The organism is Vibrio hangzhouensis (assembly GCF_900107935.1).
Taxonomy (GTDB): Bacteria; Pseudomonadota; Gammaproteobacteria; order Enterobacterales; family Vibrionaceae; genus Vibrio; species Vibrio hangzhouensis.
Window position 1 is genome coordinate 17,542 of record NZ_FNVG01000009.1, and the last position, 26,268, is coordinate 43,809.

The following is a 26,268-nucleotide window of genomic DNA, read 5'->3' on the forward strand; positions in this document are numbered from 1 at the left end:
AAGACTAACTTTCCTGTTGCATTGCTTCTAGCTCTTCCCATCGCTCGAAAGCAACTTCCAGCTCCTGCTCTTTTGCAGATAAACTATCTAATATTGGTTGAGTTTCTTCGACAGGCCTGGTGAAAAATTCAGGGTTGTTCACCGTTTCCTGCAGATGCTCGATGTCCATCTCTAACTGCTCTAGTAAAGCAGGTAGCGCCTCTAACTCCCTTTGCAGCTTATACGACAGCTTTTTCGGTTTAGAGTTCACAGCCGTTGCTTTCTTTTCTGATTCAACTGGCTGTTTTTTATTCTCTTTTGGTGGCTCATAGGCTTTTCTGGCCTCCAGCACCTGGATACGCTGCTGCTGAGCATCATGATAACCACCGACAAACTCTTCTATAACCCCATTACCTTCAAAAATCCAGCTTGCGGTCACAGTATTATCAACAAATTGTCGGTCGTGACTCACTAAAAGTAAGGTGCCCTGATAGTTTGCTAACAATTCTTCCAAAAGCTCAAGGGTTTCGATATCCAAATCATTCGTCGGTTCGTCAAGTACCAACAAGTTATTAGCTTTTAAGAAAATACGAGCTAACAGCAATCGGTTCTTCTCGCCTCCCGATAACGCTTTTACCGGTGTACGCGCACGTTTAGGGGCAAAAAGAAAATCTTGCAAATAGCTTAGCGCATGTCGCTCTCTACCGCCTACCATCACTTCCTGTTTGCCATCTGCCAGGTTATCTATGACGGTTTTCTCAGGATCAAGTGCCTCGCGATACTGATCAAAATAAGCAACCTCAAGCTTGGTACCACATTTCAGCACCCCCGAAGTAGGTTGAAGCTGATCCAGTAACAGCTTAATCAGTGTACTCTTACCGCAACCATTGGGCCCGATAAGTGCGATGCGATCGCCACGTTGGATATTAAAAGAGAAGTTTTTGATGATGTTTTTGCCATCAATCTCATAACTCAGGTCCGTGGCTTCGAACACAATCTTACCCGAGCGAGCGCTGTCGTCGAGTTTTAGGTTAACCTTGCCTTGAACATCGCGGCGCCCTTTACGTTCTTCTCGGAGCTTTTTCAGAGCACGAACGCGACCTTCATTACGGGTACGACGCGCTTTAATGCCCTGACGAATCCAGACTTCTTCCTGCGCGAGTTTTTTATCAAATTCGGCGTTCTGCATCTCTTCAACACGCAACGCTTCCTCTTTCTCTACCAGGTACTTTTCGTAGTCACCCGGGAACGATACCAACTGCCCTCGGTCAAGATCGACGATACGCGTCGCCATAGAACGAATAAAGGCGCGGTCGTGAGAAATGAAAATGATCGAACCTCTGAAATCCTTAAGGAAAGTTTCCAGCCATTCGATGGTTGTCACATCAAGGTGGTTGGTGGGTTCGTCAAGAAGCAAAACGTCAGGATCACAGACAAGCGCGCGGGCCAGAGCCGCCTTACGTTGCCAGCCGCCCGATAAATCGGTTAGCAGTGTACTGCCGTCCAACTTCAACGCACCAAGAATATTCTTTACTCTGTCTTCAAAGCGCCACGCTCCGGACACTTCAAGACTTTCTTGGGCTTTCGCCAGTTTGTTGATATTTTTTTCACTCGGATCCTGGGCCACCAGCTCAAGCAAAGAGTGATAAACCTTCAGTTGCTCACCGACTTCCGCCAAGCCTTCCGCAACGTAATCAGCAACCGTTCCCTGCTGATCTCTGGGTGGATCCTGCTCCAAACGGGAGACCACAACATCCTGAGTAATTTGTAGCTTGCCGTCATCCATGATGATTTCACCTGCAAGTACTTTCATCAACGTCGATTTGCCGGCGCCATTTCGCCCTACCAAACACACACGTTCATTTTCCTGCAACGCAAAATCCGCTTTATCAAGCAGCGGATGATCACCAAATGCTAATTGTCCATTATGAATGGTAAGTAATGCCATTAACTGTTAACCATTGTTTAAGTTGAGAAATATCAAAAGGCCAGTTGAGTTCCGAATCCTTTACTTTTACCACGGGTATAGTGACCCCGTAACGTGAGAACAACTCATCATTAAAAGCAATGTCGACTATGTCAACGCTTTGCTGTAACCCAACTTCACATAGAAGATCAAACGCCATCTCACAGAGATGACACCCTTCAGTACTGTATAAAATCAAATCCTTTTCCATAACTCTAATCAGTTCTTATGAGTAATAAGCCAGCAATTATGAATATGCTTGTTTCTTGAGAAATCCAGTGGCAGCGTTTTATCAGAAATATTCTTTGCCTCTAAACCGAGTTCAGTCAACGCTTCCATGTCCATCTTGAAGTGGCGTTTATTATTTGAGAATACGATTGTGCCTTCACTGCGAAGTAAACGTTTCAGGTCACGCATCAACGTTACGTGGTCACGCTGCACGTCGAACGACTGTTCCATGCGCTTAGAGTTTGAGAACGTTGGAGGATCGATAAAGATAAGATCATACTGTCCGCTCGCTTTCGCTAACCACTGCAAACAATCTGCCTGAACATATTGATGCTGGCGGCCTACCTGGCCGTTGAGCTTCATGTTCTCTTTTGCCCATTCTAAATAGGTGTTAGACATATCGACCGTTGTAGTGGACTTAGCGCCCCCCAATGCAGCATGCACAGTTGCAGAGCCTGTGTAAGCGAAAAGGTTAAGGAAATCTTTGCCCTGAGCCATTTGCCCGAGTTTACGACGAGTAATTTTGTGATCCAGGAACAACCCAGTGTCCAGATAATCATGCAAGTTGACAATAAGCTGAGCACCATACTCATTAACTACCATCTTGGACGATTTGGTAGCCAATTTATTGTATTGAGAGGCCCCTTTCTTTTTCTCGCGCACTTTAAGAACCACGTTGTTGGTTTCGACACCCGTTACTTTGATACTGGCGCGAATGATATCCGTCAAACGTCGCTTTGCCGTTTCCTCAGGAATGCTCTTTGGCGCGGCATATTCCTGTATAACCAAATGGTCTTGGTACACATCAACGGCGACATTATATTCAGGGAGGTCAGCATCGTAGATACGATAGCAATCCAAAGCTTCTTTTTTAGCCCACTTTCCAATTTTACCAATGTTTTTCTTCAGTCGGTTTGAAAAGTCAGGAGCAATAACCTGTAAGTCATTGTTATCCGAAATCTGGTCGGCGGAACGTTGTGAAATTGAATAATTTTTTTGGTGACACTGTAACGCACCATTATTCAATTTAAACTGCTTGTCCGCTCTCATACGCAGACAACTCAGCAAGTCATCAGAACTAGAGAAGATGGAAGCCTGGCACCCACCAAACTCTGTCTTAAGTTGGTTTCCAAATTCCGTGTACAAGGCAATAAGGCCGGGTTCTGTTCCCAAACGCTCACCGTAAGGCGGGTTACAGACAATGACACCTTCTCCAAACGACTCTGGCTTAGTCACTTTGCTCGCATCACCCAGTTCAAAGGTAATCAAGTCCTCTACACCGGCCCGTCTTGCATTCTCTTTCGCTGTTCTAAGTACTTTAGGGTCATTATCATAACCCCAGAACCTGCTGTCAGTCTTTTTGACACCGCGACGAGCCTGAACATTTGCCTCAGATTTCACTTCCGCCCACACTTCCGGTTCAAAATCTTCGAGAGATTCAAAGCACCAAGAGCTGCGCTTAACACCTGGAGCCATATTGGCGGCCAACATCGCAGCCTCTATTAACAAAGTTCCTGAACCACACATAGGATCAAGCATGTTCTTGCCCTGCGTCCAGCCACTTCTGGCGACAATAGCGGCAGCCAACGTTTCACGAAGCGGAGCTCTACCAGATTCAGTACGATATCCACGCTGATGCAGACCCGAACCAACCATATCTAGACCGATGAGCGCCTTATCTCTATGTAAACGGACATGAACTCGTACATCAGCAGACTCTTTACTGATATTGGGTCTGGGCAGGTTCTTCTTATTGAAGCAATCGACGACTGCATCCTTTACTTTCATCGCGCCATATTGACTGTTTCGGATTTCCCGGTTGGTGCCGTTGAAATCAACAATAAACTTCTTAGAACTATGGAAATGGTTTACCCAATTAATGGAAGACGCAGCCAGATACAAATCCATATCATCTTGGCAGGTAAACTCAGAAAGGATTTTGACGAAGCGCGAGGCATATCTGCTCCACAAACAAGCACGGTAAATCTGCTCATTTGAAGCTTTAAACTTTACCCCCGCTTGGACAGGCTTAACAGAAGTCAAACCTAGTTGCTCGAGTTCTTGAGCAAGTAAGTTCTCTAATCCATTAGAGGTAACGGCAAGATATTGGTTCATAGTGATCTTCTGACTGTGAAAAATGTTTTTGATTATACCTGACAATCACCTTTCTCACTAAATAAACCTATCAGTTTACCTCTGTTTGTTGCTCATTTGCCCAACCTTTGACCGTCGGAAAGTTATTTGCAATCAATCAAACATTAATTAGCAAAAACTTATATTTAGAACCTATTTTCACTGACCATAGCAATAGTGAATACTTATTTACCCATAAATTGGTCTATACCAACTCACATTTGGCGCTGAAAGTTTCCTACATTTGACCTCAAACGGGGAATAAAAGGTGATAAAGTGCCCCTACTTACTCCGAAAAAAGGTCTAGATAAAGGCAAAAAAAATACAAGAAAGTTGCTAATGGTCAGCTTTTTTAGAACACACTGTATCCAGGTAGCAAACAATGGGATGGGTTATTAAAGGTGCAGACAAAAAAAATCGGCCTATAAGGGCCGATAAATTCTACGAGGAACGTTTAGGAATAATTTTGTATTAACGACTAAGCTGCCACTGCTTTTTCTATTTGGCGCGTTCTCGCGCTCATATACCAGCTCTTAACCAACAAGAGCAATGGGTTGATGTATTCTCATAAACTGATGCGCACAGGTCATTCTGTCGTGCATAACTTTGATGCTTTGTCCGAACAAAACTTCTTTGTTGTTCGTCAGGCTGAATGACTCTAAATCAACCAGCGCACATAAACTTGCGCTTTCTCCTACCTCCAGGACAATAAAGAATCCCTGAGAGTGTTGGTTCACCAGGCGCACCAAATCCCCTTCTTCAGGCTGATACTGGCCATTCTGATGGTCAAAGAACCAACTTTTTGGTTGAACAGGTTTGTGAAAGCGCTTTGCGGCTACGCAATAAAGCGTTAGCTCTGCTTGTCTTGGCTCAGAAAGGCCTAAGATGGCTATCTGGTCTTTAAAGGTTTGGAACGCGGATGCGTCATCGACAGTGAAGTTGTTCTGACCCATCGCGCAATCGACAAGGAGCTTTCGGGATAGATTGGTTTTAAAAACCATTTCATCTCCCAAGTCCAGCATCAGAGAGTCTTCCTTCTCATCCATATACCAGATCCATGTATCGCTGGGTTTAAGCATCGTTCCGTCTCTTATATTTAAAGAATAATCAGACTGTTAGGTAAAACGCTTAATTACCTTTTTGGTCAGTTGAATATAATTCTACAAACGAATAGACAAAAAAAAAGGGGAAAACTCGTTTCCCCTCTTTCGCGTAAAGCTTAGTCAAATTAGTAAGTTACAGTGTTATAGATTCTTCACAATATCTTTGACCAATTTAGGACCATGGTAAATAAAGCCAGAATACACCTGTACCAAAGAAGCCCCCGCCATGAGTTTTTCTTTAGCCGCGACATAAGAGTCAACACCGCCTACACCAATGATAGGCAGCTTACCATCCAAATTTTTTGCCAACAGGCGCACGACTTCGGTGCTACGAGACTGTACAGGTCGACCGCTTAGGCCACCCGCTTCATTGGCATGCTTCATACCCTCAACGATCGTACGATCCAATGTGGTGTTCGTTGCGATCACTCCATCGATCTTATTTTTGATCAAAGAGTCGCAAATCTGGCCAATCTCATCATCACTAAGATCCGGCGCGATCTTTAATGCCAGAGGAACATATTTGTTATGTTTCTCAGCTAGTTCTGCTTGCTTCGCTTTAAGTTCTGCAAGCAGATCATCCAACGCTTCACCGTACTGAAGGCTGCGAAGTCCCGGAGTGTTTGGTGACGATATGTTTACTGCAATGTAGCCAGCGTACTCATACACCTTCTCCATACAGATGATGTAATCCTCTGCACCTTTTTCGATCGGCGTATCTTTGTTTTTGCCGATATTGATGCCAATGATTCCGTCATACTTGGCTTTTTTGACGTTCTCAACCAGGTTGTCAACACCCAGGTTGTTGAAACCCATGCGATTAATGATGCCTTCTGCTTCTACCAGTCTGAACAGTCGTGGCTTATCATTCCCTGGTTGTGGTCGAGGCGTTACAGTCCCTACTTCAACAAAGCCAAAGCCCATCGCGCCAAATGCTTCGATGCACTCACCGTTTTTATCCAGCCCCGCAGCTAAACCAACCGGGTTCTTAAATGTAAGACCCATGCACTCAACAGGTCGATTTGGTAGATGTTGACGATAGAAAAGATCTAGAGGGGTGCCGGTGAAGCGTTTGAAGTTTTGAATAGCGAGATCATGTGCCTTTTCGGCATCAAGTTGAAAAAAGCCAGTTCTGGCAAGACGGTAAAGCATTGTGCCTCCGATAGAAAACCCGTGTAAACGGGGTGGTATTATTTACTTATTTGACTGAACATGCAATTAAGTTTTCGCCTAAATCACAAAAACGCAAACGTTTAGCACAATAATACACCAACAAACGTGACACGGTCACTTGATACTGGCTATTTTGCATAAAAAAAGCGCCCCGAAAGGCGCTTGACTGATATCCGTTACAAAATATCTACTACAGGTTGTTCGCACAATTGAGGTTGAGCAGACTCAACTCTCTTAAGGCCACTGAGAACTTAGCAAACTCATGCACGCTCCCCACTTTGAACTCATTGAGAATATTCTCCCAACGAGCAAGACTATTAACATTGGTTTCCATCCAGTTATCAAGTGACAGGATCACATCACCACTCTCACCACCACAACCGCACTTGAGAACCTGAGCGGTCAACAATCGTTGCTGCCAGTCCAGATCTTCGCGGAATGCCGCTCTTGCCAGAGCCTGCCAGTTGTTATCTACGCCCTGACTGTTGATTTGGTTTAGGAACCAGTGCAATGACAAGCGATCGCCAAGGTGGAAATATAGTTTGGACGCTTGCTCAACGTTATAGTTAGCTTCAGCTGCAATTTCAGAAATATCCACTGCAGAAAGTAAGCTAGACAATCTGGCAACATAATTCGCCAGATCTTTCTCGACTCCTTGTTCTACCCATACATCTGCCTGGGTCTGATGCTCTCCAACTTCATGAGGAACCAAACAAGCCTCTAGTGTCTGCTCTACTTTGATCACATCATCACGATAGCGCGCGACTAAATCTTCAACCGATTGTTTACCCGGACGGTTTCTCAAAATCCAACGAGCCAAGCGACGCAAGGTTCTGCGAACAATGAACAACAACTCATATTGCGCCTGCGAACTGGCGACGTTGTCGAGCTTACGAATTTGCTCGAATGTATACGCAAAACCGTAGATTTCTCGAGACGCCGCATAAGCATTCGCAATGTCGACGACCGTTGCCCCTGTTTCATCCTGCAACTTAGTGACGAAGTTACACCCCATTTCGTTTACCATCTGGTTTGCCAGACACGTAGAGATAATTTCTGCTCTAAGTGGATGATTTGGCATGCTTTCTAGGTAGTTACGGCGTAACTTTGATGGAAAGTATTGAGTCAGTTGTTGTTGATGATAAGGATCATTAGCTATGTCATCGGTAACGAGCTCTTGTTTAAGAACCATTTTGCCGTAAGCCACGAGAACAGAGAGCTCCGGACGGGTCATACCAATACCCTTCTTCTCACGTTCCAGCAGATCTTCATCGGACGGAATGTATTCCAGAGCGCGATCCAGATGGCCTGCTTTCTCAAGCGTGTGAATAAACAGGATTTGCTCTTTAACCAGAGAGATCCCCTGGAATTCGGTCACTGAAATCGACTCAGACTGACAGTAAGCGTCATCCAGAACAATCTCACCCACTTCGTCTTCCATTGACTCTAGAATTTCGTTTCTCTGTTTAACAGTCAGATCACCATTGGAAACCAAGCCGTTCAGGAAGATCTTAATATTGACCTCGTTATCGGAACAGTCAACACCACCAACATTATCAACGAAATCGGTATTAACACGTCCACCACTTAACGCGTATTCTATGCGGCCTAATTGGGTCATTCCCAAGTTACCACCTTCACCGACCACCTTGGCTTTAAGATCGCGACCATTGATGCGCAACACGTCGTTGGCACGGTCACCAACATCTGTATGTGTTTCGGTGCTTGCTTTTACATAGGTACCGATACCACCATTCCACAAAAGATCGACTTCCATCGATAGCAGCATCTTAATGAGATCATTAGGTGCAACAGACGCCTTCTTGGTGCCCAACATCTTTTGGATCTCTGGGGTCAATGTGATCGATTTTGCACGACGCGCGAATACGCCACCACCTTTCGAGATCAATGTAGGATCATAGTCTTCCCAACTAGAACGAGGAAGATCAAACAGACGCTTACGCTCTTGCCAACTTTTTGCAGAAGATTCCGGATTTGGATCAATGAAAATATGCATGTGGTTAAAGGCAGCCTGAAGCTTAATGTGTTTGGATAACAACATGCCATTACCAAACACATCCCCTGCCATATCACCAACACCAATAGCGGTAAAGTCTTCGTTCTGACAGTCTATTCCCATTTCTCTGAAATGACGTTTAACCGATTCCCAACCACCTTTAGCCGTGATACCCATCGCCTTATGGTCATAACCATTTGATCCACCCGATGCAAAGGCATCGCCTAACCAGAAGTTATACTCTTCAGAAACGGAATTAGCCAAATCTGAGAAAGTTGCCGTGCCCTTATCCGCAGCAACAACCAAGTATGGGTCGTCTTCGTCATGTCGGACAACACTCTTAGGCGGAACAACCTCACCCTCAATGATGTTATCTGACACATCCAGCAATGCACGAATGAACTGCTTATAGCAGCGCTGACCTTCCGTAAAGATCTCATCTCGATTCGTTAGGTGTGGTTGACGTTTACATACAAACCCGCCTTTGGCACCAACTGGTACAATGACGGTGTTTTTAACTTGCTGAGCTTTAACCAGACCGAGTATTTCCGTACGGAAATCTTCCTGGCGATCTGACCATCGCAGGCCGCCACGTGCAACCTTACCACCGCGCAAATGAACACCTTCAATATCTGGTGCATATACAAAAATCTCATACGCTGGTACAGGAGCCGGAATGTCAGGAATGTTCTTAGGTTCAAGTTTTAGCGACAACCACGGCTTATGCGCCCCTTGATCGTCTTTTTGATAGTAGTTCGTTCTGAGCGTCGCAGAAATCATTTCCACATAGCGGCGAATGATACGGTCGTCATCAAGACTTTCAACTTTATCCAGTTGCTTATTGATTTTATCAATGACACGTTGCTGCCCTTTCTTGCTGCCTTTTAGTGACGGCATGAAACGCTGAGCGAACAGTTCGACCAAATCTTTTGCCAGATCCGGGTAATGATTAAGAGTGTCCTCAATGTAGTGTTGACTAAATGGGAATCCAACCTGGCGCATGTAGCGGGCATAAGCACGAAGAATCGAGACTTCACGGCCTGTCAAACCAGAACCCAATACCAAGCGGTTGAATCCATCACTTTCTAACTCACCAGACCAAATGGCGGCGAACGCTTGCTGGAAACGATCTCTCGCTTCACGAAGATCAACCACGGCATCACTCTTATGAAGCATCGCAAAGTCGAGGATCCAATATGTCCCGCCGTTAGTTTTTTCGATCTCATAAGGTGACTCTCCGATCACTCGCAACCCAAGGTTTTCAAGCATCGGCATCACATCCGACAGATGGATCGGCTCATCACGGTGATAAAGTTTAAGCTTCACTTCTTTTGAGTTGGCCGACGCTTCCTGAGGTCTGTAAAACAACATACCAAGTTTGTTGTCTTCATCTAACGCCTCCAGGCGCTCAATGTCGGCAACGGCAGAGGTTGGCATCATCGCCTCTTTATATGAGCGCGGAAAAGCTCGGGAATACACTTTAGATAAAGGCAGACCTTTGCTCTCACCAAAGTTAGCCACGATGGCATCAGAGAGTCGATCATCCCAAGAGGCCGAGACTTCCATAAGATTACGTTCTATCGCCTTCACATCTACGTCCATATTATTGTTATCAACCCTTACTATATAGTGGGTTCTCGCCAACGGGCTTTCAGAAAAATAGGTCGTAAATTCAACCTCTTGCTCACAGCCAAAGTAGTTTTGTAGGATCCGTTGGGTATCTTTTCTTAACTCAGTGTTATAACGATCTTTGCTCACGTATACCATACAGCTGAAGAAGCGACCAAAAGGATCTTTGCGCACAAACAAACGGATCAAGTCACGATCCTGCATTTGTACAACACCCATACCAATCTCTAGCAGTTCTTCTTCTCTTGCCTGCAATAGTTCATCTCTTGGATAATTTTCAAGAATATTGCGAAGCGCTTTGTAGGAATAAGATCCCGTACGATAGCCACTGGCATCAAGAATACGTTGCACTTTTTCTCGGATCAGCGGAATTGTAGACACACTCTGGTTATACACTGCCGAGGTGTACAAACCCGTGAATCGATGTTCACCAACGACTTTGCCATTACTATCAAACTTCTTAATGCCGATGTAGTCGGTATAAGCCGGGCGATGGATTCGACTCGCTTTATTACCTTTTGTTAAGATCAACAAGAATGGTTTTTTCGCTTCCAAACGAGCTGAATCAGAGAATTCTGAAATTCTGACAGTGCGGACGCGAGCATCATCGGCAAAAAGACCTAACCCCTTCTCTTCTGTTGGTTTTAGAACTGACTCACCATCTTCATTGACCAAGTCAAATTCTTTATAACCCATGAACGTGAAGTTATGGTCGACAACCCATTCCAGGAATGCTTTAGTTTCCTCGAAACGATCAGCCTCAGTCGGTAATTGCTTTTTGGTTTTTACTAATTCTTTTGTGATCTGTTTAAGCTTGTCAGACATCTCGTCCCATTGATTGACGACCAAGCTTGTGTCCTCAAAAATGGTCACCAATTCTTGTTTGAGCGCGTTCATTTCTTGTTTGTTACTTAAACGATCGACTTCGATGTGAAAAATCGACTGAAGGTGCCCTTTACCTTCATTGACGGAAGTGATCTGGCCAGCGCTATCTCGTTCGCACTGGGTTGGGCCGTGAAGCATAATATGACAAGTGAGATCTAAGCGAATAAGTGCCATCTTCACTGAGTCAACCAAGAATGGTGAATCAGGAACCGCGATTTCCAGAATAGTATGTGTCGATTGCCAGCCATGTCTGCTGACAGTTGGGTTAAATACGCGAACAGAAATTTCGTCGTATTTCTTTTCATTCAAATGATGCCATAAACTAACAACAGCACCATATAAGTCAGATTCGTTTCGTTGCAGCAAATCATCAGGGGAAACATTGCTGAAAATGTGTTTGGCGAGTTTAGTTACTAAAGGCTGATTCGCACCTTCAACTTTGGATTCAATCAGCTGATAAACTTTCTCCAGTAGAACCGGAACTACAGGTTCACGCGTGGTCATGGTAACGCTCCACTTTTTTGTTTTTATGGGGGGTGTAGGCTTGTGTATATACCCAAGTCACTTGGATATATTGTAAAAGTTTTATTGAGAAAGGGTTAATAAAAAATAGAGGAACTTACAGGGAAATGTTTGATTGTGTGACTGATGCACTTATTCATATCACTAGGATAATGCCTGGTTACAGTGATTCTAACCGTACAAACTTATTGTTCTGGTCAGTTATCAAGCAAAATCTACCTTTGATACCCATTTGTGTAACAAACGGACGAAACTTAGCCGCCGGAAGTTGCAGTTTTAACCCCTGGTCGGTGAAAACCAAAATACTGGATGCATAACCAGTATAGTAATTTAGATAGTCCCTATAAGGGATATTTAACGTGAAATAGTAGTGTTTCATTACTCGAATAGACGTTAATGTCGATTTTTTCGCTTTTAAAGGTAGTGATTTAATTCAAAGACAACTGTATGTATATACAGTTGTCTTTTATTTGTCGCTTAAGACTCTAGCGCTTTGCTTACTTTCTCAAACAAGTCTTTCGCCAGGTTATCCAGATTGCGTAGCTTTTCAAGCTCTTGTTTAATCAAAGCTTGACGCTCAACGTCATACTTTTTGAATTTCAATAGTGGATCGATAAGTCTTGATGCTACCTGTGGGTTAGACTCGTTCAGTTTAGTCAGAATTTCACCAGCAAACTCATAGCCTTGCCCGGATTTGTCATGGAATCGTCTCGGATTCATGTTAAGGAATGAACCAATTAAACTGCGAGTTCGATTTGGGTTACTCAAACTGAATGCACAATGAGACATGCAATTTTTAACGTTCTCCAACGCATCTTCTGCTGGATTCATTCCCTGTAATGCGAACCATTTGTCCATCACCAGTCCGTCGTGACTCCACTTCTCACTATAGTCATCCATAATATTCTGACGGTAGCTGAGTGCCGCACTATTTGCAGCAGTCATTGCCGCCATCGTATCCGTCATGTTGTTCGCAGACTGATATTGCTTTTCAGCAAGGTGAGCGTACTCATTAACATTGACAAGATACTGTAGACAAAGATTTCTTAGTGAACGTTTACCAATTGCGTTATGTTCAATCGTGTATTCAAATTGAGCTAACGTGTGATAAAGCGCGGCGAACTCGTCTTGAAGTGCATTTGCAATCAGCAACTTGATCCCTTTAAGTACATCACATACTGCATCGACATCAACTATGTCATACCAACCAGCGACTTCATTAAAGCTTGGCAATGATAACGCTTCCGAGATAAATGCGTGATCAAGTTTTTCATTCAGGATGACACCTCTGAACGCGTCAATAACAAGTTCAGGCAGTTCAACAGCTCGACCGTTTTGCACCGATACAACATTGGACTTGATGTATTTCGCCAACAGCATCTGACCTGCATCCCATTTTGCAAATTCATTCTGAGCATGAACCATTAGAAATGCTAACTGCTCATCACTGTAATTGAAATCCAAACGTACTGGCGCAGAGAATTCCCTTAGCATAGATGGAACAGGCTTACTGTTTACCTGCTCAAAAGTAATTGCCTGCTCAGATTCTGTGATATTAAGCACATTACCGACACGCACACCGTTACAGTGTAACTCGATAATTTTTCCATGTTCATCATAGAGTTCCACGTCAAAAGGAATATGGAGAGCTTGTTTATCAGACTGATCTTGTGTCGCCTTAGTTTCTTGATTTACCGTCAGAGTGTAAGTTTTTGCCACTTCGTCATAATGATCAGTCACCGTGAGCGTTGGTGTCCCGGACTGGCTATACCACAAACGGAATTGTTTCAGATCGATACCCGATGCATCTTCCATCGCTGAAACGAAGTCTTCACATGTTGCAGCCGTGCCATCGTGCCTTTCGAAGTATAATTTCATCCCGGCCTGAAACTTTGCTTCCCCAAGCAAAGTGTGCATCATCCGAATGACCTCGCTGCCCTTCTCGTAAACAGTTAAAGTATAGAAGTTATTCATTTCTATCACTTTTTCTGGTCGAATTGGGTGCGACATTGGACTTGCATCTTCTGCAAACTGAGGCCCGCGAATTATTCTGACGTTATTAATACGATTCACAGAACGAGATCCCAAGTCAGAAGAAAATTCTTGGTCGCGGAATACTGTCAAACCTTCTTTTAGACTCAGTTGGAACCAATCGCGACAGGTTACCCGGTTACCTGTCCAGTTGTGGAAATACTCGTGTCCAATAACTGCCTCAATCCCAAGGTAATCAGTGTCAGTCGCAGTCTGCTCATTTGCCAATACAAATTTGGAGTTAAAGACGTTAAGACCTTTGTTTTCCATCGCACCCATGTTGAAGAAATCAACAGCGACAATCATGTAAATATCCAGGTCGTACTCCAAACCAAAACGTTCTTCATCCCACTTCATAGAATTGATTAGCGAGACCATCGCATGGTTTGCACGATTAAGATTTCCTTTGTCGACAAATATTTCAAGCGCTACATGTCGACCAGAGCGTGTTGTGTATGAATCCCTTAATACATCAAAGTCACCCGCAACCAAGGCAAATAAGTAAGAAGGTTTAGGGTGTGGATCTTCCCATGTAACAAAGTGCTTACCCGATTCCAGATTTCCTTCTGCAACCTTGTTTCCGTTACTCAACAGAAACGGAAAGGCATCCTTGTCAGCGATGACCTTAGTTGTGTATTTGGCAAGAACATCCGGACGGTCGAGGAAATACGTGATGCGTCGAAAACCTTCTGCTTCACATTGAGTACAGTATGCGCCGTCTGAGATATAAAGACCTTCAAGTGCAGTATTGGTTGAAGGTGAAATCTGGTTCTCTATCTTGAGTTCAAACTCTGATGGCAGGTTATGAAGCTCGATTCCGGCATCGGTTATAACATAATCATTCCACGATACGCCGTTAATATCGACACTGATTAGTTCAATGCCTTCTCCATCCAGCGACAATGTCGAAGATTGTGCCAACTGTTTTACTTGAGAAACTGCGACCACTTTTGTTGCAGTCTCATGTAAATCAAAAGTTAGGTTTACATCTGTGATAGTGTGAGAAGGTGATTGATAATCACTACGATACTTGGCTTTAGGTGCTGACTCGGTCATCCTTTAGTCCTTATAGTTTTATTTACAGCAATATATGCTTAGTCACGAACGATTATATACTGATCAATGCGCTAGTGCGCAGCGGAAACCAAAAAAAGCGCCAACAAAAGTTAGCGCTTTCCACCAAAAAACTGAGAGGTATTAGCGGATGCGGTTTAACACTGCAAACATGTCACCGTCTTCAACTTCTAGCGTCAGTTCGTCTTTATTCAGAGTGTAGGTTGCGTCATGCTCACCATCTTTATAAAGCAACACGATGTGGTCGTCTTCAGTATAATAAACGCCACTATGAATCGCTTCATCTCCATCGGCTGAACTTACACGAAACGTAAAAACAAAGTCTGGCTGCAAAATCAGATCCATTCGCGCAATATCTTGTGCATGTTTGTCTGCACCACTCACACTCACCGATGACCAAATACCAGCCAAAGCATTAGGTAACGCCTTAGTGAATACCACTCCATTAAGGTTCAACATATTGTGGTTGCCGCTGTAACTATAGACCTGAGGTTCATCGGAGTTCAATCCAAGAATAATGGTATCGTCATTGGCTGTAAACAAACCTTCCCAATGCTCGATACTGTAATCCTGCTTTTGAATGTCGATCGTAAATGAATAGTTTGAGCCGAGTGACAGCTTGATCGCTAGAAAGGTATCCGGTGATTCCGTTGGATTCGGATTCACAAGGTACCAGTCACCAAGCAAGAATGGCTGATCAAACTGAGTTAAATCATTGTTATCTTTACGTGTTTCCGAAAACACCCCGAACGAAATAACACATAAAAGTAGTGTAATCCATCTCATATGTATCCCCCTCACCATTACATTAAGCTTAGGTTGGTTAATACGAGATTGCGAAGTTTTTTGATCTAAATCACGATTTTTAAAATTTTCGTATCAGCTTTGAGTCACCCTTAGTCATAAAAAAAGCGAGCCTTAAGCTCGCTTTTTGATTAATAACTATCTGACTAAGATCGACCATTTACCATATCAACCATAATAGCCACAGCTTCATTGAGATAAGCATCCGGCACTTCATAGTCTTTCGGTATGTCTTCCAGTGTCTTGTAAGGTTTTTTCCCTGCGGCCTTCTGGCGAAGATTCACTCTTTCAAGTCGGAGTTCATCACTTTTGTCGCTCTCAGCCTGGCGCGCAGACTTGCTCAATGATAAAGTCTTGTCGTCTTTTTCCGTTTTGTACTTTGCAATGTCTTCAGCAATGAAGCCAAACTCCATATCTGATTCGATGCGCTTCTCATGCCTTACTGTCAGTGTTTTGATAAGCTCTTCGTTACGTTGTAACATTTGATATTTTGCTTTATCAATACTATCCCAAGGTAGCGCATTGTCTTCTACACTCTCTCCGGTTTCTGCCGGATCGATAGGCGTAGGAAATGCGATATCAGGAACAACACCTTTGTTTTGCGTACTGCCACCGTTGATACGATAGAACTTTTGGATTGTGTATTGAACATACCCAAGCTCTTTGTCGAACAGATCGTAAATATGATTCAGAGAACGATGCTGTTGTACCGTACCTTTGCCGAAAGAATTTTCGCCAAGGACAATCGCACGACCATAGTCCTGCATTGCCGCTGCAAAAATCTCAGAAGCCGACGCACTGTATCGATTGACCAGTACGGTTAGCGGACCGTTATAACTGATTTTACCATCAGTATCACTATTGACGTTGACTCGACCATAACTGTCTCGAACCTGTACTACCGGGCCACTTTCAATAAACAATCCTGACATTGCCGTTGCTTCAGTGAGTGCACCGCCACCATTGTTACGTAAATCGACAATGATCCCGTCAACACCTTTTTCTTTGAGCTCGGTAATCAGTTTGTCGGTATCTTTAGATAATCCAACATAAAAACTTGGAACTTCTAGAACACCGACTTTCTTACCATCTTTCTCAATCACTTCGGACTTAACAGCGCGGTCTTCTAAACGGATCTTATCACGAACAATCTCGACAACTGTCGCTTTCGCATCTTTGCCTTCAGGCAGAATCTGCAATTTGACTTTCGTTCCTTTCGGACCTTTTATCAATTGCACAACATCATCCAATCGCCAGCCAATCACATCGACGATATCTTCGCCATCCTGACCAACGCCAATGATTCTGTCCCCTTCGCCAAGTTTTTTGCTGTTAGAAGCAGGACCACCAGCAACCAAAGAGCGAATCACGGTGTAATCATCCGTCATTTGAAGCACCGCACCAATCCCTTCCAGAGATAGGTTCATCTCTGACTGAAATTGCTCCGCTGAGCGAGGTGACAAATAACTGGTGTGCGGATCCACTTCTCTGGCGAAAGCATTCATGTAGACCTGAAATGCATCTTCATTATGAGACTGTGTTAAACGCTTGATGGCATTGTTGTAACGTTTACCGAGCGTTTCTTTGATCTCTTTCCAATCCTTTCCAGCAAGTTTCAGATTGAGCGCGTCATATTTAACGCGTTTACGCCACAACTCGTTAAGCTCAGCTTCATCTTCAGCCCAAGGTGATTCCGATCTGTCGAGCGTAATGCTTTCGTCCTTGTCAAAAGTCATTTCATTGTCTAACAACGAAAGTGCATAGGCAAAGCGGTCATAACGCTTCTGCATGGAAAGGTTGTAAACGTCGAACGCAATTTGGTTATTTCCGGCTTTCAGCTGATCATCAAGTTTTGTCGACCATTGTTGAAAACTGTCAATATCTGCCTGCGTGAAAATGTTGCGGTTGTAGTCGAGCATTTCCAAATAACGGTTAAATATCGCTTTTGAAAACTCGTCATCAAGGGTGAAGTGTTTATAGTGAGACCTGGTAAACCTGGAGGTAACACGTTTACTTGCAGTTTCATGTTGTACTTCAGGAGCTAAGGAAGGAATATCCGATTTTTTAAATTTAGCTTCTAAAGCGTGAGCCGAAGACGCTGCTAGCCAGAGGCTAGCAGCAATTATCGATAGTTTTGAACGGCACTTCATGCGTAGGGATTTCTCCTTTATGCGCGCAGGTGCTCCGCTTTAACAACCATTTGTAGGCCATTTACTAGCTGAACGCGCACATCTTCCTTATTGATTTCAACAATGGTCGCTGCCATGTTCCCTTTGCCCATGTTTACGTTTACTTGCTTACCAATGATCATTTCATCGGCATTCAGAGCGCGCGTTTCAACTGGCTTATTTACTTTCGTTGTTTTATTTGTATTGTTCTGAGGCTTGCGAGCTTGTGGCTTTTTCGCTTTCGGCTTCGCCTTTCCTTCTTCACGGGCTTTTTGTGCTTGCTCTTTACGACGTGCAGCTACTTTCGCCTTGCTTTCCGCTAACGTTGCTTGCGCATGTTCAACGTGTTCAGCTTCTAGTTCACCGCACTCATTGCCGTCTAGGTCAACACGCACTGCGCCCGGCTTAACACCGTGAAGATAACGCCATGAAGAAGTGTATTGTCTTAACGCTGCACGTAGCTGAGTCTTACTTACCTTCTCGTCATCTTTTAGACGTTCAGCAAGATCTTGAAAGATACCAATTTTAAGTGGTTTCGCTTCACCTTCTACAGTAAAGCATTTAGGGAAACATTCAGCAATATACGCGATAATTTCTTTGCTGTTCTTCAACTTCTCAGTGTTTTCCATGTGGGTTCCTGGTTAATGCGGTTATCCGCGAAGCATTAAGAAAAATATTCTTGGTATTATAGTGACCTGCACTAGAAAAACCACAGGCAAATTTCATTTTAGCCCACGTTTGTATGGGAATTGAGCACCTTTTCTACGGATTTCATGAAGTTCGTGAGTCCAATTTCATCGATTTCACTGAATCGACCAATAGTTGGGCTATCAATATCCAAAACCCCGGCAACTTCACCATTTATTGAAAATGGAATCACTATCTCAGAGTTGCTCGCCGCATCACAGGCAATATGACCTTCAAACGCATGAACATCGTATACACGTTGTACAGTGTTTGTAGCCACAGCGGTACCACACACTCCTCGGCCAACAGGAATTCGAACGCAGGCTGGTTTTCCTTGAAAAGGACCCAGTACCAGTTCGCCTTCTTTCATTAAGTAAAAACCTGCCCAATTGAGGTCAGCCAACTCCATGAAAAGAAGTGCACTAATATTAGATAAGTTAGCAATAAAGTCGCGTTCGGACTCGATGAGAGCCGTAGCTTGCTTAGCCAAGCGCTCATAGTTCTCTAGGTTCATGAAATTTCCAATAATTATACTTTTTAAAATGTCCCGATATACGTACAATGCCACACAATCGTAATAGGAATTATTCTCACAAGTATGACAGACACGAATGACACTATTAGCCGTTCCTGGTTAATAACTCAAGCAAAAAATCACAAGTCGCGATTGATTGTTGCGAACGTAATCGCAGTTATAGCGACCTTGATTAGCGTCCCTATCCCACTATTAATGCCATTAATGGTAGATGAAGTCCTGCTTAACCAACCAGGAGCGGGCCTGGAGTATATGAATAAAGTCCTGCTCGAGGACTGGCAGACGCCTATTGGGTACATTGCGTTGACGCTGTTGTTAGTCGTACTAATGCGTACCGCCAGTCAGGCACTGAATATTCTGCAAGGAAGGCAATTTACCCTCGTATCGAAAACCATCACTTACCAGATCCGTTGCAAAATGATTGATAAACTCGGTCGGATCAGCATCAGACAGTATGAAACAAGGGGAAGCGGCGGCATTAATGCCCATTTGATCACCGACATCGAAACCATCGATCAGTTTGTTGGTTCAACCCTCAGCAAATTTATCATTAGCCTTTTGACCGTCCTTGGCACTGCTATCGTTCTGCTTTGGCTAGAATGGCGTCTTGGATTGTTCATTCTTTTAGTCAACCCGGTTGTCATCTACTTCTCCAGAAAACTTGGCAACATGGTGAAACACCTCAAAAAGCAAGAGAATCAGGCATTTGAGAAGTTTCAAAATCGTCTCGTAGAAACCCTTGATGGTATCTATCAATTGCGTGCGGCAAACCGAGAAAGGGACTTTCTCCAGCAACTCAAAGATCACGCAAATGAAGTGCGCAATAATGCTGACAAATATGCCTGGCAATCTGAGGCCGCCGGGCGTCTCTCTTTTCTGCTCTTCCTTATTGGATTCGAGTTATTCAGAGCGGTTGCGATGGTGATGGTTCTGTTCAGTGATTTGACTATTGGTCAGATCTTCGCAGTCTTCGGCTATCTATGGTTCATGTTGGGTCCGGTTCAGGAACTTTTAAGTATACAGTTCTCGTGGTATAGCGCCAAAGCCGCTCTCGGACGTATCAACACCCTACTTGTATTGGAAGAAGAAGCCAAACCATTGAGTAAGATCGATCCGTTTACACCGGAAAAACAAGTAGATGTATCTATCCAACATCTATGTTTCTCGTACGATCAGGATAAAGATGTTCTGGACAATTTGAGTTTGGAGATACCCGCTGGTAAGAAAGTGGCACTGGTTGGCGCAAGTGGTGGTGGCAAGTCCACCCTCATTCAGTTACTTATCGGTGTCTATAAACAGCGCAGTGGCATTATCAAATTCAATGGTGCGAGTACAGATGACATAGGTTTTGACATTATTCGGGATAAAATTGCTGTTGTTTTACAGCAACCTATACTCTTTAATGATAGCTTGAGGCATAATCTGACTCTGGGCCGGGAATATGATGACTTCTCACTCTGGAATGCGCTCAAAGTCGCTCAACTTCAGGACGTCACGGATAAACTGGTCGACGGTCTTGAAACACAGATTGGTCGGAATGGTATCCGTTTATCTGGTGGGCAACGTCAAAGGCTTGCGATTGCCAGAATGATCCTTAGTGATCCACAGTTTGTTATTTTGGATGAAGCAACTTCGGCGCTTGATACTGCCACAGAAGCCGCCTTGCATACTGCGCTCAGTGAATTCCTCAAAGATAGGACGACACTTATCGTGGCTCACAGGCTTTCTGCGGTGAAACAGGCCGACCTTATTTATGTATTGGAAGATGGACAAGTTACTCAATCAGGCACACATATTGAATTGGTCGAAAAAGAAGGTTTGTATCAAACCTTGTATGGCTCCGTACAATCCGCCAGTTAATGTCCCGTACATAGACTCATCGGATGGTTATCTCCGATGAGTCGTCACGCTCACCCAACGGTACCTACCCAAGTTCGTCTTTGTCAGGGCTGCGAATTACCCGTGGATATCGTTGAGCTTAAGCGAGGTTACAGTGCCGATTGCCCAAGATGCGGTACACAGTTATATCGCAGCGACAACTATTCATTAAATGGCAATCTTGCGCTGGCCATTACCTGCTTACTGCTATTCATTCCATCCCATTTCTTCGACTTCATTACCATTAGACTGGTTGGAATGATGATCGAAGGAACACTCATCGAAGGCATTTTTGCGCTAATAAGAGAAGGCTATCCCGCTATTGCGTTATTGACGCTTTTTTGCCATACCATTGCACCATTAGCAATGTGTGGCTCGGTGGTCACGGCTCATATCGCTTTGAAGCGGCGCTGGTTTAAGACCCTCAAGTACTCACTGAGTATCTTGTCTCACAGCCGAAACTGGGTGATGTTAGACGTATTTTTAATCAGCGTAGCCATTTCGTGCTTCAAATTACAAGACTACTCTGACATCTATATTGGACATGCACTTTATAGCCTGGTTATTTTACAGATTCTTACTATCGTAATGATTGGGCGAGTCAGTACCCGACGCTATTGGGAAGCTTGGAAGCCAGAAAGTGACTTACCGGTTCTGAAAAAACAAGTCCACTGCCATAACTGTCACCTGTCTCAACCAGAGGGCACACAGTGTCTGCGGTGCGGAAAAGATCTGCACCACCGCAAACCCCACTCGATTCAAAAAACATGGGCTCTTTTAGTCGCAGCCACCATAGCAATCTTTCCAGCAAATCTGATTCCAATATCTATTTTAATTACGAACGGTCAACGATTGGAAGATACTATATTTTCTGGCGTCGCCTCGCTGATTACCAATGATATGCTAGGCATCGCCATCATCATATTTATTGCCAGTATTGTTGTCCCGGTTGCGAAAATCATCGGCCTCGCCTATCTGTTATTCTGTATTCAGTTTGATAAGGTTAAAAACCATCGATTTGAAATGACCATTTATCGTGGCGTCAAATGGATTGGTAAGTGGTCGATGACCGACCTCTTCGTCATATCTATCATGTTAACGTTGGTAGACAGAGGTCAAATCCTTAATTTCACCCCTGGTTTTGGTGCAGTCGCGTTTGGTGTAGTCGTTATTTTGACTATGTTAGCGGCAGAAACGATTGATCCCCGTTTACTGTGGGACAGATATAACGCCAAGTCGTCTGTAGAACCCAATAACAAAGTTGAGAAATAGCTTTAATGAGTAACGATTATCAACAGCAGTCTTCCTATAATCCAGAGATTAAAAAGAACCGACATATGTCCCCGCTCTGGATTCTGCCTATTCTCACGATTGCCCTTGCCGGGTGGTTACTGGTTAAAGCCGTCCATGACGCAGGTCAACGGGTACAGATCTATTTCTCAGACGCACAAGGATTGATTGCAGGTCGAACAACCATAAGATATCAGGGTCTCGAAGTAGGCATGGTTCGTGACATTAATCTATCTAAAGATCTTACCAATATTTACGTCGATGCGGATATTTACCCTGAAGCCACCAAACTATTGGGTGAAGATACGAAATTTTGGCTGGTAAAACCGTCGGCCTCTCTATCAGGAATTTCCGGGCTGGATGCGCTCGTTTCGGGAAACTACATCGCTATCTACCCCGCTACAGACTCTGATACGTCAAAAACTAAGTATACCGCTCTGGAATCCGTCCCAACAGAACTCGCGGTCAATGATGGTCTGACTGTCACCCTGAAAGCCAGAGACCTGGGTGGGATCTCTGTCGGTTCTAAAATTGTTTACAAGAAGATCCCTATCGGTGAGGTGTACAGCTTTAAGCTCGATGACGATGCGGAAACCGTGATTATTAACGCCTCCATACAAGAGGAGTTTCGCCATATCATCACCAACAAAAGCCGTTTTTGGAATGTCAGCGGCATTGGTGCTAATGTCGGTTTTCAGGGAGTCGATGTCAGGTTGGAAAGCCTGAGTGCAATCCTGGGTGGTGCCATTGCCGTCGATTCACCTGATGGTGGCGAACCCGTCAGTACAGGGACAGATTTCAGACTCTATAAAGATCTCAAAACCGCTGGTCGAGGGATTCCAATCACCATTGCGGTACCAGACAACAACAACCTAAAAGCCAACGGCTCCCCTATCGTCTATCGCGGGCTGGAAATCGGTCGCATTAATAATCTGGCTCTGAATGACAACAGAGATTCGATTATCGCCTCTGCATCCATAGAGCCAGCCTTTAGCGATATGCTTAATCAAGGGACACTGTTTCTGTTGGAAGAAGCAAAGGTATCACTATCCGGTGTCGAAAACCTTTCAAACCTCCTCACGGGTAACTACTTGACTCTGGTCCCCGGAACCGGCGACCAAGTTCGCGATTTCGTTGCCATCAAACAAGATGAACTGGATCGAGTTCAGGCTAATTCAGTATCTCTTCGTCTAATGTCAGACAACTCGTTTGGTCTCGAGCCCGGCAGCAGCGTGCTCTATCGCGGTATACCAGTCGGTACGCTTAACAGTGTTGAACTGGTAGACGATCAGGTAGCAATGGATATCTCGATTGAAAAAGAATTCAAACATCTTATTCGCTCAGAAAACCGTTTTTTCGTTACCGGTAGTGCTTCAGCAGAGCTGACGAAATCGGGGCTCAATGTTACCGTACCTCCAGCCAAGCAATTGCTAACGGGCTCAATCAGCTTCGTAAGTGAAGGACGTAACACTGACCGTGCCGAATTCCCGCTATTCCAGACCAAGTCACTGGCAGAACTAGCAAAACATGACCAAAATGGTTCCATGCGTCTTACCTTATTCGCCAATGAGCTTCCACCGATTCAGGAAGGCAGCCCTATCCTGTACCGAAATATGCAGGTTGGTTCGATTTCTGACTATTCGCTCGCCGATGGTGGCGTCTATATCAACGGTTCAATTGACAATAAATATAAACATTTAGTCACACCACAATCGGTTTTCTGGAACCGATCCGGTGTAGAAGTGGAAGCATCCCTTGCAGGGGTGAGTGTCAAAGCTGCCCCACTAAAGACATTGATTGATGGTGGTATTGCCTTTGACAGTATGCCGGGTATCGAAAACAAGATTGGCAAGCGCTGGAAACTCTATCAAGACTTCAATGCTGCACGAAAATTTGGCCGTTCTATTACTCTGTTTACCACAGGTTCGGAGCAGCAAATCAGTAAAGGGATGGCGATTAAATATCAGGGTGTCAAAGTGGGTGAAGTCATGCTCACTTTGCCGGACTTTGAGCGACAACGTATCGAAGTCATTGCACGAATCCTACCTGAATTTGTTGATCGCGTGACAACCTCCGACAGCTATTACTGGCTTGTCAAACCAGAAATAGGCCTAAGCGGCGTAAAAAACCTTGGCGCGATTGTCTCTCAATACATAGCGGTGGAACCGGGAAAGGGCCCTAACAGCAAACAATTCGAACTGAACAACTTCGCCAAAGTTGAAAACGGGGTTGAGTTTATATTGCAGAGTGAACAGCGTGGCTCTATCAAAGCAGGTACCCCAGTGCTTTACCGGGATATTGAAGTAGGACGCGTCACCCAAGTGGAACTGGGTCCATTTGCCGATCGAGTTGTATCGACTATCCAAATAGAGCCCAAATATGCCTATCTGGTGCGAGCTAACAGTGTTTTCTGGAACGTCTCTGGTGTCGACGTGCAGATTGGATTAAGTGGCGCAAATATTAAAGCGGGTACGGTAGACAGTCTGATCAGGGGAGGCATCACCTTCTCTACGCCCGAAGGTAAACAGCTGCAACCTAAAGCTGAGCCCGGACAAACCTTCTACTTAAACAAAGCGGCTGACCCAAGCTGGACTGAATGGCGTACCGCCATCCCTGCGCCATAGCGTCAACACAGCCTAGAATTAAGCCCGCATTACGCGGGCTTTTGTTTAATTACCCCATCACTATGTATATAATTCGCGGTAACACATACTAAGTACGTTTAAGGCTTCACTTTGCATTCCAATGTTTACCTTCCCACTGAGTTTCTCAGCCATGTCGAATCGTTCCTTCCCGACGAACTCAACATGGAAGATTTTATCTCTGCTTGCCAACGACCTCTGAGAAAGAGCATTCGCGTGAATACGCTAAAAGTGACCGTTGAAGATTTTCAGCGACAAGCCGCTCAAAAACAGTGGCAGCTAACCCCGATTCCATGGTGTGAAGAAGGTTTTTGGATAGATGCAGATGAGTCACGAGTACCACTGGGAAATACTGCCGAACATATGGCTGGGCTATTCTACATTCAGGAAGCCAGCTCAATGCTCCCTCCCAGTGCGCTGTTCGATGACTGCGATACATCTTATGAAGCAGTATTAGACATGGCAGCGGCACCGGGCTCTAAAACTACACAAATTGCGGCATTAATGGGTAACAACGGGGTGCTGGTTGCTAACGAATACGCAGCTAGCCGCGTTAAAGTGCTCCATGCAAACATTGAGCGTTGTGGGGTCCGAAATGTAGCAATGAGCAATTACGATGCACGGGTATTCGGAGGATGGTTGCCTGAACAGTTTGACGCCATTCTGCTCGACGCCCCCTGTTCTGGAGAAGGTACCGTACGCAAAGACCCGGACGCGATGAAAAACTGGAGTCTCTCGTCTACTCAAGAGATAGCCCAAACACAAAAAGATCTTATCGAAAGTGCATTTCATGCGTTAAAAGTGGGCGGAAGCCTGGTCTACTCGACCTGTGCACTGAGCCCAGAGGAAAACCAGAACGTCGCCCATCACTTAAAAGAGACATTTGGTGATGCGGTCGAGTTTGTCAGCCTTTCAAATCTGTTTCCTCAAGCCGATAAAGCGACAACTGCCGAGGGCTTTCTTCATGTGTTCCCTCAAACCTATGATAGTGAGGGTTTTTTCATCGCTAAGTTTCACAAGGTGGCTTCATCTACACCACCTACTGTCAAGAAACGTCTTGGTAAGTTTCCATTTAGCCCACTTAGCCGCAAAGAATTTAGTGACGTTGTCACACACCTTAAACAATCACTGGCAATTACATTGCCAGACGAATGCACTCTATGGAAACGTGACAGTGACATCTGGTTATTTCCAACCGCGCTAGAACCAATGTTGGGTCAGTTCCGTTTCTCTCGCATGGGGATTAAGATTGCTGAGCAGCACAAGAAAGGCTATCGATGGCAACACCAGGTCGCAACAGCACTCGCAGATAGCAATGTGTCAGCGGTTTCGCTGAACACCGATGACGCCAGAGAATGGTTTATGGGTCGTGACGTCAGGCCCGAGGGCATATCAGGCAAAGGCGAAGTGTTTGTCAGCTACAAAGGGTTTGTCATTGGTTTAGGCAAATGGGTGGGAAACAGAGTAAAAAACGGCCTTCCAAGGGAGTTAGTACGCGACAAAAACCTGTTTTAGTCCAGAGAG

The 26,268-nt window shown here is 44.6% G+C and carries 16 protein-coding genes; 4 read left to right on the forward strand and 12 right to left on the reverse strand.

Going from position 1 to position 26,268, the window contains the following annotated elements:
- Positions 1 to 4: 4 nt before the first annotated feature.
- From C4S60_RS10625 to C4S60_RS10680, 12 genes are all read right to left on the reverse strand, one after another.
- Complete coding sequence (locus C4S60_RS10625; protein WP_103880329.1) at positions 5 to 1,927, reverse strand: ABC transporter ATP-binding protein; 1,923 nt, start codon at positions 1,925 to 1,927, stop codon at positions 5 to 7.
- Positions 1,905 to 2,156: a glutaredoxin family protein gene (locus C4S60_RS10630; protein ID WP_103880330.1), complete on the reverse strand. Its 252-nt coding sequence runs from the start codon at positions 2,154 to 2,156 to the stop codon at positions 1,905 to 1,907. The genes C4S60_RS10625 and C4S60_RS10630 overlap by 23 nt, the downstream gene beginning before the upstream one ends.
- 8 nt (positions 2,157 to 2,164) lie before the next feature.
- Positions 2,165 to 4,288, reverse strand: coding sequence for a bifunctional 23S rRNA (guanine(2069)-N(7))-methyltransferase RlmK/23S rRNA (guanine(2445)-N(2))-methyltransferase RlmL (gene rlmKL, locus C4S60_RS10635; RefSeq protein ID WP_103880468.1), 2,124 nt, complete (start codon positions 4,286 to 4,288; stop codon positions 2,165 to 2,167).
- A 551-nt stretch (positions 4,289 to 4,839) separates the two neighbouring features.
- Positions 4,840 to 5,385, reverse strand: coding sequence for a cell division protein ZapC (locus tag C4S60_RS10640; protein WP_103880331.1), 546 nt, complete (start codon positions 5,383 to 5,385; stop codon positions 4,840 to 4,842).
- A gap of 165 nt (positions 5,386 to 5,550) precedes the next feature.
- A complete protein-coding gene (gene pyrD, locus C4S60_RS10645) occupies positions 5,551 to 6,561 on the reverse strand; it encodes a quinone-dependent dihydroorotate dehydrogenase (RefSeq protein WP_103880332.1) in 1,011 nt (336 codons plus the stop codon).
- Between the two features lie 211 nt (positions 6,562 to 6,772).
- Positions 6,773 to 11,617 (reverse strand): NAD-glutamate dehydrogenase, encoded by a 4,845-nt coding sequence (locus tag C4S60_RS10650; RefSeq protein WP_103880333.1) that lies wholly within the window; start codon positions 11,615 to 11,617, stop codon positions 6,773 to 6,775.
- Between the two features lie 178 nt (positions 11,618 to 11,795).
- Complete coding sequence (locus C4S60_RS10655; RefSeq protein WP_103880334.1) at positions 11,796 to 12,014, reverse strand: DUF2835 domain-containing protein; 219 nt, start codon at positions 12,012 to 12,014, stop codon at positions 11,796 to 11,798.
- Positions 12,015 to 12,112: 98 nt separating this feature from the next.
- Positions 12,113 to 14,722 (reverse strand): aminopeptidase N, encoded by a 2,610-nt coding sequence (pepN, locus tag C4S60_RS10660; protein WP_103880335.1) that lies wholly within the window; start codon positions 14,720 to 14,722, stop codon positions 12,113 to 12,115.
- 141 nt (positions 14,723 to 14,863) lie between these two features.
- On the reverse strand, positions 14,864 to 15,526 hold the full coding sequence (locus C4S60_RS10665; RefSeq protein ID WP_103880336.1) for a hypothetical protein: 663 nt from the start codon (positions 15,524 to 15,526) through the stop codon (positions 14,864 to 14,866).
- Between the two features lie 164 nt (positions 15,527 to 15,690).
- Positions 15,691 to 17,694, reverse strand: a complete 2,004-nt coding sequence (gene prc, locus C4S60_RS10670) for a carboxy terminal-processing peptidase (RefSeq protein WP_103880337.1) — start codon at positions 17,692 to 17,694, stop codon at positions 15,691 to 15,693.
- Between the two features lie 17 nt (positions 17,695 to 17,711).
- On the reverse strand, positions 17,712 to 18,341 hold the full coding sequence (gene proQ, locus C4S60_RS10675; protein ID WP_103880338.1) for an RNA chaperone ProQ: 630 nt from the start codon (positions 18,339 to 18,341) through the stop codon (positions 17,712 to 17,714).
- A 98-nt stretch (positions 18,342 to 18,439) separates the two neighbouring features.
- Entirely contained in the window at positions 18,440 to 18,913 is a 474-nt protein-coding gene (locus C4S60_RS10680; protein WP_103880339.1) for a GAF domain-containing protein, read from the reverse strand.
- Positions 18,914 to 18,997: 84 nt separating this feature from the next.
- Between C4S60_RS10680 and C4S60_RS10685 the strand changes: the two genes are divergently transcribed.
- The 4 genes from C4S60_RS10685 (at position 18,998) to rsmF (ending at position 26,259) form a co-directional block, all read left to right on the forward strand.
- Positions 18,998 to 20,794, forward strand: a complete 1,797-nt coding sequence (locus C4S60_RS10685; protein WP_103880340.1) for an ABC transporter ATP-binding protein — start codon at positions 18,998 to 19,000, stop codon at positions 20,792 to 20,794.
- Positions 20,795 to 20,830: 36 nt separating this feature from the next.
- Positions 20,831 to 22,084 (forward strand): paraquat-inducible protein A, encoded by a 1,254-nt coding sequence (locus C4S60_RS10690; protein ID WP_103880341.1) that lies wholly within the window; start codon positions 20,831 to 20,833, stop codon positions 22,082 to 22,084.
- Positions 22,085 to 22,089: 5 nt separating this feature from the next.
- Positions 22,090 to 24,726 carry a PqiB family protein gene (locus C4S60_RS10695; protein WP_103880342.1) on the forward strand — a complete coding sequence of 879 codons (2,637 nt, stop codon included), beginning with the start codon at positions 22,090 to 22,092 and terminating at the stop codon, positions 24,724 to 24,726.
- Between the two features lie 111 nt (positions 24,727 to 24,837).
- Positions 24,838 to 26,259, forward strand: coding sequence for a 16S rRNA (cytosine(1407)-C(5))-methyltransferase RsmF (gene rsmF / locus C4S60_RS10700; RefSeq protein ID WP_103880343.1), 1,422 nt, complete (start codon positions 24,838 to 24,840; stop codon positions 26,257 to 26,259).
- The last annotated feature ends 9 nt before the right edge of the window (positions 26,260 to 26,268 follow it).